An 11,476-nucleotide genomic window follows, 5' to 3' on the forward strand; every position below is an offset into this window, starting at 1 on the left:
AGACCGGTCTGAACCACGGGCGACTAACCGGGATTTTCAAGCATGCCGAAGGACTCCGCATCGAGGATCTTGATGTTGCTCCCCTGCATGATCCTGATTGCCCGGTCATTGTCGCTGAAGCGGAAGATCATCACCGCCTTTCCCGCCGACGGGCCGGTGCCGGCAAAGGCGTACATGTAGTCCACGTTTATCTGGCTATCCAGAAACAGCTTGAGGACCGTGCCGGACAGGCTGCCCGGGACATCTTCGATCTCCACGGCAACCACATCGTCAACACGCGCGGGAATCTGTTTTTCCATCATCACCTTGCGGGCTTTGGCCACATCGGAGACCAGAATGCGGAGGATACCGAACCCGGCGGTATCGCAGATGCTGAGTGACCTCAGGTTGATCCCCGCGTCGCCCAGTGCTTGGGTGGCCTCATGGAGACGGCCCGGGGCGTTATCGAGAAATACGGAAAGCTGTTTCAACTTCATGGGAACCTCCCGGGTGCGCGGGGCGGCGCGGACCGCCCCGCGATGATCAGGCAGCGGCACCTCCGCCACGGAGCGCCTTCAGGTTGACCTCGACCCCTTTATCCTTGGAGAGGGCTGAAACGACCCCTTCGACGACCTGCGCATCGATGGGGAGCTTTTTCAGCACGGAGCCGACCATGACCATGTTGACCGCCTTGGCGTTGCCGGCCTGTTGCGCAATGGCAAGCGCATCAATGCCGTGGGCCCCGCCGCATGCCCTGGAAATCTGCTCCTCCACATCGGCGGGATAGGTCGCCAGCCCGGAGGCCACGGTACTGGGATTGATGGTGCCCTTGTTGTAGACCAGCATGCCGCCGGGCTTGAGATAGTGCACGTAGCGCAACGCTTCCAGCGGCTCGAAGGAAATCAGGATGTCGGCGCTCCCCGGCATAACCACCGGCGAATACACCTTGTCCCCGATGCGCACGAAGGAAATCACGCTCCCCCCCCGCTGGGCCATGCCATGCACCTCGTTCTGCTTGACATCCATGCCGCTCGCGAGGGCGCTTTCGGCAAGCACCTTGGAGGCCATCAGGACCCCCTGCCCGCCGACACCGGCAATAACGATATTGAAAACGTTCATCATCTCCTCCAGTTCTCAGGCTTCTGACATCGCGTCGAATTTACAGAGTTGTGCGCACACACCGCATCCGTTGCAGATATTGGGGTCGATGCCCACTTTCGGCTTTTCGCCGGATGAGGTCAGCCCCAGCGCCACACAGGAGGCCTTGAGGCAGGCGCGGCACCCGGTACATTTGTCCTGATCAACTGCGTACAGGGGCTTTTTCACCCGGTAGCGGAGGATGCAGGGATTTCTGTCCACGAGGACGTAGGGGCCGGGGGTTTCCAGCCCTTTCCTGATGGCCGCCTCGGTCTCCTCGAGGTTATAGGAGTTTATCTCGACGACATTGTCGATCCCGAGCACCTTGACCAGGTCCACCATGTTCACCTGTTTGGCCGGCTCCCCCTGCAGGATCTGACCGGAGCCGGGATTTTCCTGGCCGCCGGTCATGCCGGTGGTGCGGTTATCCATGATGATGACCAGGGCACTGCCGTTGTTGTAGGCCATGCTCAACAGGCCGGTGATCCCTGAATGGAAGAACGTCGAATCGCCGATGACGGCAACCGGTTTTTCCGCTCGCCCGGCAATCTCGTTGACCTTGGCCATGCCGTGAGCGGCGCTGATGCTCGCCCCCATGCAGATGCAGGTATGCATGGCGCTCAAGGGGGGGAGGGCCCCCAGCGTATAGCATCCGATGTCGCCGGAAACGTAGACCTTCAGCTTGCTCAGGATGGAGTACAATCCGCGGTGAGCGCAGCCGGGGCAGAACGTGGGGGGGCGTTGCGGGAGGTTCTCCACGGGAGCCGTGGCCGCGGCCGTAATCGGCGCTCCTGCCGCGGCCCGGACGATGTCGGCGCTGACCTCGCCGCAGAGGGAAATCCTGTCCTTGCCGATATGGACCGGTATCCCCATGGCCCGGATCTGCTCCTCAAAGATGGCGTCCATCTCCTCGACGACCATCAGGCGTTTGACCTTGCCGGCAAACTCCCGGATTTTTTTCTCCGGCAGCGGGTGAACCAGGCCGAGCTTGAGGATCGAGGCGGCGGGAAACGCCTCCTTCACGTGCTGATAGGAAATGCCGGAGGTGACGATGCCGAGGTCGGTGTCCCCCATCTCCACCCGGTTAAGGGGCGAGGTCTCGGCGAATTCCTGCAGTTTGAGCAGGCGCTCTTCGACCGTCACATGCTTGATCTTGCCGAAGTTGGGGAGCATCACGTACTTGGGGACGTTTTTCTCCCACGCGCCAACCTTCGGCTCGATTTTCCCCTTCGGTTCCACGATCCCCTTGGCATGGGAGATCCTGGTGGTGGTGCGGAGCATGACCGGGGTGTCGAACTGCTCGGAGATCTCGAACCCGGCCCGGACAAAGTCGTACGCCTCCTGGGAATCGGCCGGGTCCAGCATCGGGATCTTGGCAAACTTCGCGTAATTCCGGCTGTCCTGTTCATTCTGGGACGAATGCATCCCCGGATCATCGGCGGCCATGAGAATCAGGCCGGCATTCACTCCGGTATAGGTCAGGGTCATGAGCGCATCGGCGGCTACGTTCACCCCCACATGCTTCATGGTGGCCAACGATCTGCCGCCGGCAAGGGATGCGCCGATTGCCGATTCGAGGCCGACCTTTTCATTGGGTGCCCATTCGCAGTACACATTGCCCAGGCGGGCCACCTCTTCAAGGGTCTCGGTGCTGGGCGTTCCGGGATAGCCGGAGGCAAAGACACCGCCCGAGTCCTCAAAGCTCAGGGCTATTGCTTCGTTGCCGGAGATAATTTTTTTCATAGGCGATATTCCTTCTCGTTCTGGCTGTAGTTACGCAAAGTTGTTGTCGCGGGAAGCTCCGGCAAGCCGGAGGGAGATCCCTCCCGATCATTATGCCGGCAGGTACTTCAGCTCCTTTGCCTTTTCGGTCAGTTCGTCCCGGAATCGGGGATGGGCTACGTTGATCAGCGACTGGGTGCGCTGACGGACGCTCTTGGCGTACAGATCCGCCACCCCGTACTCCGTTACGAGGTAACGGACATGGTTGCGGCTGGTAACGACGCCGGCGCCGTGTTTCAGGAGCGGAGTGATCTTGCTGACTACGGTTCCGTCCTTCATCGTTGAGGTGCTCGGCATCGTGATCACGGCCACGCCATCCTTGGAGCGGGACGCACCATAGACGAAGTCCATCTGTCCCCCCACCGCGGAATACATCCTCGGGCCGATGCTGTCGGCGCAGATCTGCCCGGTGAAATCCACCTCGATCGCCGCATTCACCGAGACCATGCGGTCGTTCTTCGCGACCACGAACGGGTCATTGACGTACTCGGTGCGGTGCAGTTCGATCATGGGATTGTTGTGGGCCCAGTCGTAGAGGCGCTTGGTGCCCAGGAGGAAACCGCAGACGATCTTGCCGGGATGGAGCGTCTTGCGGGAACAGTTGACGACACCCGCCTCCACCAGATCGATGATGCCGTCGGAAATCAGTTCTGAATGGATGCCCAGGTCCTTTTTGCTGAACAGGTGCTTGAGGACGGCATCGGGGATGGCGCCAATCCCCAGCTGCATGGTGGCTCCGTCGGGGATGAGGGTGGAGATATGCCCGGCGATCTGTTCGACGATTTCCGGGTCCCCCTCTTCGGCCATGTGCCTTTCGGTGAGGGGCGCATCCACTTCAACGATGTGCGTCATGCGGGAGACGTGGAAAAAGGTATCCCCCAGCGTCCGCGGCATTCTCTTGTTTACCTGGGCAATGACGATTCTGGCGGATTCCGCGGCCGTCATGGTGAGCCCCGCTTCTCCCCCCAGGGAGCAGAAGCCGTTTTCGTCGGGAAGCGAGACATTGAGGAGTGCCACGTCAAGGGGAAGGTGGCCGTTTTTGAACAACAGCGGAAATTCCGACAGGAGCACGGGGGTGAAATCCGCGCGGCCATCGTTGACTGCCTGGCGGACGTTGGGGCTGATGAACATCGTGTTGACCCGCACGTGTCCTTGCATCTCGGGGGCAACGTAGTCCTGGGGGCAGATGGTCAGCACCTGGGACACTTCCACGTCATGGAGGTCCGGCGCCCGGCGCACCAGCGCTTCCAGCAACTGGAGAGGAACGGAAGCGTTCCCCGTCAGGTAGAGACGATCGCCGGAATTGACCGACTTGAGCGCCTCATCAGCGGTCGTCACCCGTGAATTGTAAATTTCGCGCCAATTCTTGATTTCCTTCCAGATGGTTGCGGCCATGACAGTTCTCCTTTTCGCGTGAATTAACGCTGAATTTATTGTTCCGAGTAGTCGTAGAATCCCCGGCCGGACTTTCTTCCCAGGTAGCCTGCCTTGATCATGTTCCGCAGCAGGCCGGGGGCGGCGAAGCGCTCCTGCTTCATGTAGTCGTGGAAGATGTTGGTGACGTGGTACCCTATGTCCACGCCGGCGAAGTCCTGGAACTCCAGGGGGCCCATGGGCATGTTGCAGCCGAGCTTCATGGCGGTGTCGATGTCCTCGGCCGAGGCCACACCTTCCTCCAGGAGCCGCACCGCGTCGATGATGTAGGGGACGAACAGCCGGTTGACGACGAAGCCGGGGGTGTCCTTGCAGGTGATGGCGGTCTTGCCGATCTTTTTCGCCATCTCGAGGGTGAGGTTCTTGGTCGCCTCGGCGGTCTGCAGGGCCGGGATCACCTCCACCAGCTTCATCATCGGCACCGGGTTGAAGAAGTGCATGCCGACGAAGTTGGCCGGGTTTTTCACCAGGGCGGCCATTTCGGTGATGGCGATGGAGGAGGTGTTGGTGGCGTAGATGGTGTCGTCGCCGCAGACCGCGTCCAGTTTGGCGAACAGCTCTTTCTTCACGGTGATGTCCTCGAACACCGCCTCGAAGATGAAGGGTACGCCGGCGAGGCTGGCAACGTCCGTGGAGAAGCTGATCCTTCCGAGGGTCTCCTCCATCTCGGCTTCGGTCATGGCCCCCTTCTTGACGATCCGCTCCAGGCTCTTGACGATGGTCTTTTTGGCCCGGCCCCAGACATCTTCGCTGACGTCGACCACCTTCACCTGCAGTCCGGCCATGGCGGCCACCTGGGCGATCCCCGCCCCCATGCTGCCGGCCCCTGCCATCCCCACTGTCTTGATATCGTCGAGTTTCATCGTGTCTTCTCCTTTAATGTGTAGTCGGGGTCATTTGCTCAAGAAGTTCGGCTTTCTCTTTTCGATAAAGGCGGTGAGTCCCTCCTTGGCGTCGTGGGTCCGGTGGTTTTCCGCCGAGTACTTTCGCTCCACGGCCAGGGCCTCTTCCAGGGGGAGGTCGATCCCCTCGCGGACGGCCGCCTTGATGTAGCCAAGGGCTTTCCCGGCTCCGGCGGCCAGTTCCCGGGCAAAGGCCATGACCTCCTCGTGGAAGTTCTCCGGAGCGATCAGCCGGTCCACCAGTCCTATCTCCAGGGCCTCCTGGGGGCCCATGGTCCTGCCGCGCAGCAGGATGTCGAGGGCCTTGGAAAGGCCGACCAGGCGCGGCAGCCGCTGGGTGCCTCCGGCGCCGGGAATGATGCCGAGCCCCGCCTCGGGGAGGCCGATGAGGGCTTTGCCGGAGGTCATGAGCCGGTAGTCGCAGGCCATGGCCAGTTCGCAGCCGCCGCCGAGGGCGTGGCCGTTGATGGCGGCGATCACCACCTTCTTCATCCGGCTCAGGATGTCGTTGGCCCCCTGCAGCAGCTTGGAGAAGTTCTCGGCTTCGGCCGGGTCCTGGGCGGCCATCTCCTTGATGTCGGCGCCGGCGATGAAGGCCTTTTCCAGGGCGCTGGCGATGACCACCACGGTGACGTCGTCCATCTGCTCCGCCTCGCTGAAGGCCCGGAAGAGCTCAAGGCCGAACTCGCCGTTCAGGGGATTGGTGGGGGGGCGGTTGAGGGTTATGGTGAGGATCCGCTCGTACTGCTGCATGGTGATGAATTGATAGGCCATTGGGTCACTCCGTCTTCAGTATTGGTTCAGGGTCTAGCTGACTTTCAGGACGATGGAGGCGGCGGTGTCGCCGGCGGCGCAGCCGGAGAAGAGGAGGTAGCCTCCACCCTTCTGGACCAGTTCCTCGATCCCCTCGACGATCAGCCGGGCGCCGGTGGCAGCCTGGGGATGGCCGAAGATGAGGGAGGAGCCGTAGTTGTTCATGGCGTTCACATCCAGCCCCATGACCTTGGCCATCACCAGGTCATTGGCGGCAAAGGGGTTGTGGGTCTTGATCGCTCCCAGGTCCTTGGCCGTGATGCCGGCCTTCTCCAGGGCCTGCTGGGCCGAGGGGGCCACGGCGGCGGCCATGTGGGCCTTCTTGGTGCGGGCAAAGCCGAAGGAGACCACCTGGATCTCGATGCTGGGGTTGGCGCTCAGCTGCCTGGCCTTGTCACGGGTAGTGACGCAGATGCCGCTGTTGCCATCGGCTGGATGGGTCTGGGCGCCGAAGGTGTGCACCCCGTCGGGGAGGACCGGCTTCAGGGCGGCCAGCCCCTCCCGGGTGCTGGTGGTGATCCCTTCGTCGGCTTCGAGCGTGATGGTCTTCTTTTTGGAGAGCTGGATCTCCACCGGGAACATGTAGCGCTTTTGGAACTCCCGATCATTGGCTAGGGCCTCCAGGTACTGCTCCTGACGCCGCAGGGTGATGGCGTCGCACTCCTCGCGGGTGACGCCGTACTCCTTGGCCACGTTCTCGGCGGTCTTGATCATCGCCTCGCCGGCCCACGGGTCCTTGCCGAAGTTGTCCATGACCCAGTCCTCAGTGGTGGGCTGCCCCCCCGGGCCGCTCGGGTTGGGCCAGACGGCATGGGGGCCGTTGGACAGCCGGTCGGCCAGGAGGCACCAGCTGTTCTCGAACAGGCCGGTTTCAATCCCCATTGCCGCCTGGAAGACGGAAAAGGTGGAGGTGGAGCAGGCCTGGCTGACGAGGATGCCGGGCGCCCCTTCGGCCCCCATCAGGGCCGCGGCCCAGGGGCCGCTGTAGAACCACTGCTTCTGGTAGACCGTGCTCCCCACCACGACATACTCGATGGCCTTCGGGTCCCACCCCTTGCTCTCGAAAAACCGCTTGCTGGTGGCGGCGCCAAGGACCACTGAGTTCTCGTTGGCCATGGTCCCCTGCCACTTGGCGAAGGGGGTGCTATAGTAGCCGCGGTAGGGGATATACGCTTTGTTCAGCATGGGTGAACCTCCTCTGTTTGGTTAATTATTGAGTCACCGAAGCGATTGACAGGTTATTGACCGGCTCAGATCCTGATCCTGCCGTCAACGGCATAGACCGCATCCTCAAAGGCCATGATCGGGTTCATGTCCATTTCCTGGATCATCGGCAGGTCGGTCAGGAGTTGGGAGACCCGCTGGATCAGGTTGACGATCCCTTCCTTGTCGACGCCCTTCTCACCCCGGACCCCGTCCAGGAGTGCCGCGGTCTTGATGGAGGAGAGCATCTCGCCTGCCTCCAGCCGGGTCACGGGCGCGATCTTGAACGCCACGTCCTTGAGTACCTCCACGTAGATCCCGCCCAAGCCGAACATCACCAGGTGTCCCAGTTCCCGCTCGGCCGTGGCGCCGATGATCAACTCCCGGCCGCCGGGGAGGAACTTTTGCACGAAGAACCTGAGCCGACCGAACTTCCCGAGGCGGCTCCGCATATCCTCCACCGTGGCGCGGACCGCCGCGCCATCCTTAAGGTTGATGGCCACCCCCCCCATGTCGCTCTTGTGGTCGATCTCCTCGCAGTCCACCTTCACCACTACGGGGAAGCCGATCGCCCCGGCGGCGGCGACCGCTTCATCGGCGCTGTCCACCACCCGCCAGGGGGCAACCGGAATGCCATAGGCCTCGAAGACCGTGTAGACGTCGGTGGCGGAAAGGACGCTGCGTCCGGCCTCTTTTGCCTGGTCGATGATCCTCTTCGCCCGGGCAGCGTCCACGGCGAAGGTCTCGGCCCGCCCGATCTCCCGCTGCCTGATACGGCCGTACTTGGTCAGCGCCCCCAGCGCCTTGGCCGCGTCGCTTGGGTTGGCGTAGAACGGGACTCCTCCCTGTTTCAGGATGTCCCGGGTGATCTGGAACCGCTCCTGGCTCAGGTCGGTCATGAAGTTGCAGACAATCGGCTTTCTGGCCAGTCTGCTCACCTCAACGATCTGGCGGGCAACCTCTTGGGTGTCGGTGAAGGGGGCGGTGACGAAGTTGATGAAGATGCTGTCGACACTCTCCTCATCGATGAGCACGTCCAGGGCGCCGCGGAACTGGGGGCCGCCGGCGGTGGCCACGACGTCGATGGGATTTTCCAGGGCCGCCTCCGGGAGCTGGGTCCCTTTGAGCCGCTCGATGGAGCTCTCGGAGATCTTGGGGACGTCCAGGCCGCAGGAGACCAGCACATCGGTGGCGATGACCGCAGGGCCGCCGGTGTTGGTGATGATCCCGACCCGGTTCCCCTTCGGGATCGGCTGGGTGGCGAAGGCCATGGCGGCCCGCGCCATCTCGCCTTCGTCGGTGAAAGAGAGGATGCCGGTCTTCTCGAAGATCAGCTCGGTGGCGATGTCCACTCCGGCCAGCGACCCGGTGTGGGATGAAGCTGCCTTGGCCCCCTGCTCGGTCCGTCCGGCCTTCATGGCCAGGATCGGCTTCTTGGCCGCCACCTCTCTGGCCACCTCCAGGAACTCCCGGGGATTGGAGAACCCTTCGGTGTAGAGGATGACCGCTCTGGTCCCCTCGTCCTGGCCGTAGTACCGGATGATTTCGGAGATGGAGACGTCGGAGGCGTTGCCGTTGGAGGCGTAGAGCCGCTGGCCGATCCCCAGGTCGGCCAGGGCCTGCATGATCAGGGCGCCGACTCCCCCCGAGAGCGCAACGACCGAAATGTACCCCGGCTCCGGGTAGGTGAAGGTGAAGTTGCAGTACGCCTTCAACTGGGGATCGGAGTTGATGATCCCCTGGCAGTTGGGGCCGAAGACCCGTACCCCGTATTTTTGCGCCGTGGCGAGGAATTCCGTCTGGAGCCGGGCCCCATCCTCCCCCATCTCGCTGAAACCGGCGGAGTTGATGATCACCGCCTTTACCCCCTTGCGACCGCACTCCTCCATGGCCTGGGGGACCTGGCTGCTGGGGATGATGATGTGGGCCAGATCCACCTCGCCGGGAATCTCCGCGAGGCTCTTGTACGCCGTGATGCCGCGGATGTCGGGGGCGCTCGGGTTGATCGGGTAGATCGCCCCCCGGTAGCCGTAGGTCTGCAGGTTCTTGGTGATGACGTTGCCGATGGACAGTTCCTTGGTGGAGGCGCCGATGATGGCCACGGCCCTTGGGCTGAACAGTGCGTTAAGATGTGACATCCTATTTCCCCTCCTCTATCAGTTCGATGAATGCCTCGACATTGGTTTTGGTCTGCTCGTCCGAGACGCAGCGCAGGTCGTTCAGGTCGCCGGAGATCACGAGGTTGGGGATGCCGGTCTTCGTCTCCAGCCGTTGGGGCAGGCCGTAACGGCTGTTGGAGTTGCAGGGGCAGGTCTTGGCGTCGTGGTAGATGATTCCGTCGATCCGGAACTTCCGCAGCATCTCCTGGATGTACTGTTCCTTGTAAGAGTCGGAGCGGACGATGAACAACTCCAGGTACGCCTTGGCCATGCTCCGGATCGGATCGTTCCCGTCAAAGGCGGGGAAGATCCAGCTGCTGCAATAGGTAGAGGCGACCACGTTGGCCCCGAGGCCGGCAAACAGTTCCGAGTGCTGCCGCAGCCGCCCCCAGACCGGCATGCCGTCCCAGTAGACGCGGTACTGTTCGCCATCCACGGCCCCCGCGCCTTCGGCGATCCGCTCCTCCAACTCGGCAAGGAGAACCGTGTAGTAGTCGATTGCCTCCCGTGTTCCCCGAAGCACAACGGCCGGCCCCATATGGATGGTCCCGTCGAAGAAGGTGAGCGGTGCGGGGGTGACGGTGGCCGTCTCCAGGACCCGCTTCCAGAGTTCGGTGCACTCACGGGAAAGTGACACCGTCTCCCGGAGACGATCCATGTCCAGCCTGGCGCCGGCAATCTCTTCCAGGGTCGGGATTAGCGCCTCCATCTGGCGGGCAACATCGTCGATATGGGCGTCGGTGACGGCGCCGATGTTCTTGGGAGAGCTGATGCCGATGCACGGGACGTTCAGCTCCCGCGCGTACCAGGCGAACCAGTCTTGCACGTCCCGGCACTGGTTGGTGTTGTAGACCAGGACATCCGGCCGCGGCACTGCCTCGATTCCCGGATAGGCCTTGGCTAGGGGGGTGATCCCCGTCAGGTGGGCGCCGACGTCGGCGGTCAGGTACGAGCAGATGTCGGGGGAGTAGCCGATGGCGTTCGCCGCCGGGATCAGGTCGGTGGACATGCGGGTGGCGCCGAGCAGGGCCGCATGGTTTTCCGGAAAATGAACGGCGAACCCCATGGCCCGGAGCAGTTCAGCCGGACCGACACTGGTGCACCAGGCGACTTTCTGTCTGCCGCTCTTCGCCGCCTCGTTCAGGCCGTAGAAGTAGTCGGCCATGAGCCGGTTCATGGTGTCGGTGGCCTGGATCTTCTTTCGCCCAGTCTTGCTTTCGTCCGCCATCAGCTCTCTCCTTGCGATTTGTCGTCCCGGGCATAGAGGGCGGCGCCGATGGCGCCAGCCAGTTGGGGAAATTCGGGGAGCAGGACCGGCCGTCCGATCATCTCTGCCGCCATCTCGACGATGTAGGGGTTGTGGGCAACCACCCCGCCGCTCATGACGACCCGCTCGGTGAGGGAGTCCATCTCCAGCACCCTCTTGATGACTGAGTAGAAAATCCCCTTGACGATGTCGCTGACCTTCTTGCCGTGGCGGATGTTTTCCAGGACTTCGGTGGCGGAGAAGACCGTGCAGTAGCTCCCCAGCTTGACCATATCGTCCGACTGCCGGGCCAGGTCGTTCATCCGCTCCAAGGGAAGGTCAAGCCGGCTCGCCATCTCCTCCAGAAAGGCGCCAGTGCCTGCTGCGCATTTGCGGTTCATCTTGAAGCTGCTCCGCCGGCCGGCGCTGTCCAGCTTGACGATCTTGTTGTCCTGGCCGCCGATGTCGATGACGGTGATCGCCTCGGGGAAGGCGTGGTGGCATCCCCTGGCGAGGCATCCGATCTCGGTCTTGCTTGTGTTGGTGATAAATGAGACATTGGTTCTTCCGTAACCGGTGGACACGGCCCGTAGCACGCGGGAACGAGTTGCCCCCGCCATCTCCAACGCTCTGTCGAGGCAGGCAGCGGCCGTCAGGGAAAAGTCTGTTCCGGACTTATTTACTGCATGGCCCATCAAGCTGCCGTTCATATCTATGACGGCGACCTTGGTTCTTGATGCCCCTATGTCCAGGCCGATAAAAAGCGGATTGGTCATTCGTTCGTGCTCCTCATTACGGAGAAGACAGTGAGTGCTCTCGAT

Annotated in this window: 10 protein-coding genes; all 10 read right to left on the reverse strand. The window is 62.3% G+C overall.

Annotated elements, in window-relative coordinates:
* Positions 1-23: 23 nt before the first annotated feature.
* The 10 genes from KI811_RS06765 to KI811_RS06810 all read right to left on the reverse strand — a co-directional run bounded on the left by KI811_RS06765 (position 24) and on the right by KI811_RS06810 (position 11,431).
* Positions 24-476 (reverse strand): ACT domain-containing protein, encoded by a 453-nt coding sequence (locus KI811_RS06765; RefSeq protein WP_214185712.1) that lies wholly within the window; start codon positions 474-476, stop codon positions 24-26.
* 46 nt (positions 477-522) lie between these two features.
* The gene (locus KI811_RS06770; protein WP_214185713.1) at positions 523-1,098 is read right to left on the reverse strand and encodes an indolepyruvate oxidoreductase subunit beta; all 576 of its coding nucleotides are present in this window, start codon (positions 1,096-1,098) and stop codon (positions 523-525) included.
* A gap of 15 nt (positions 1,099-1,113) precedes the next feature.
* Positions 1,114-2,859 carry an indolepyruvate ferredoxin oxidoreductase subunit alpha gene (iorA, locus tag KI811_RS06775; protein ID WP_214185714.1) on the reverse strand — a complete coding sequence of 582 codons (1,746 nt, stop codon included), beginning with the start codon at positions 2,857-2,859 and terminating at the stop codon, positions 1,114-1,116.
* Positions 2,860-2,949: 90 nt separating this feature from the next.
* A complete protein-coding gene (locus tag KI811_RS06780; RefSeq protein ID WP_214185715.1) occupies positions 2,950-4,293 on the reverse strand; it encodes an acetyl-CoA hydrolase/transferase family protein in 1,344 nt (447 codons plus the stop codon).
* Between the two features lie 35 nt (positions 4,294-4,328).
* The gene (locus KI811_RS06785; RefSeq protein ID WP_214185716.1) at positions 4,329-5,195 is read right to left on the reverse strand and encodes a 3-hydroxyacyl-CoA dehydrogenase family protein; all 867 of its coding nucleotides are present in this window, start codon (positions 5,193-5,195) and stop codon (positions 4,329-4,331) included.
* Positions 5,196-5,225: 30 nt separating this feature from the next.
* On the reverse strand, positions 5,226-6,008 hold the full coding sequence (locus tag KI811_RS06790) for an enoyl-CoA hydratase/isomerase family protein (RefSeq protein ID WP_214185717.1): 783 nt from the start codon (positions 6,006-6,008) through the stop codon (positions 5,226-5,228).
* Between the two features lie 33 nt (positions 6,009-6,041).
* Positions 6,042-7,232 carry a thiolase family protein gene (locus KI811_RS06795; RefSeq protein WP_214185718.1) on the reverse strand — a complete coding sequence of 397 codons (1,191 nt, stop codon included), beginning with the start codon at positions 7,230-7,232 and terminating at the stop codon, positions 6,042-6,044.
* A 65-nt stretch (positions 7,233-7,297) separates the two neighbouring features.
* Positions 7,298-9,388: an acetate--CoA ligase family protein gene (locus KI811_RS06800; protein ID WP_214185719.1), complete on the reverse strand. Its 2,091-nt coding sequence runs from the start codon at positions 9,386-9,388 to the stop codon at positions 7,298-7,300.
* A 1-nt stretch (position 9,389) separates the two neighbouring features.
* Positions 9,390-10,637, reverse strand: coding sequence for a 2-hydroxyacyl-CoA dehydratase subunit D (locus tag KI811_RS06805; protein WP_214185720.1), 1,248 nt, complete (start codon positions 10,635-10,637; stop codon positions 9,390-9,392).
* Positions 10,637-11,431, reverse strand: coding sequence for an acyl-CoA dehydratase activase (locus KI811_RS06810; protein WP_214185721.1), 795 nt, complete (start codon positions 11,429-11,431; stop codon positions 10,637-10,639). The genes KI811_RS06805 and KI811_RS06810 overlap by 1 nt, the downstream gene beginning before the upstream one ends.
* Positions 11,432-11,476: the final 45 nt, after the last annotated feature.

Origin of the sequence: Geobacter hydrogenophilus (genome assembly GCF_018501225.1) — a bacterium.
In the GTDB taxonomy this organism is placed as follows: domain Bacteria; phylum Desulfobacterota; class Desulfuromonadia; order Geobacterales; family Geobacteraceae; genus Geobacter; species Geobacter hydrogenophilus.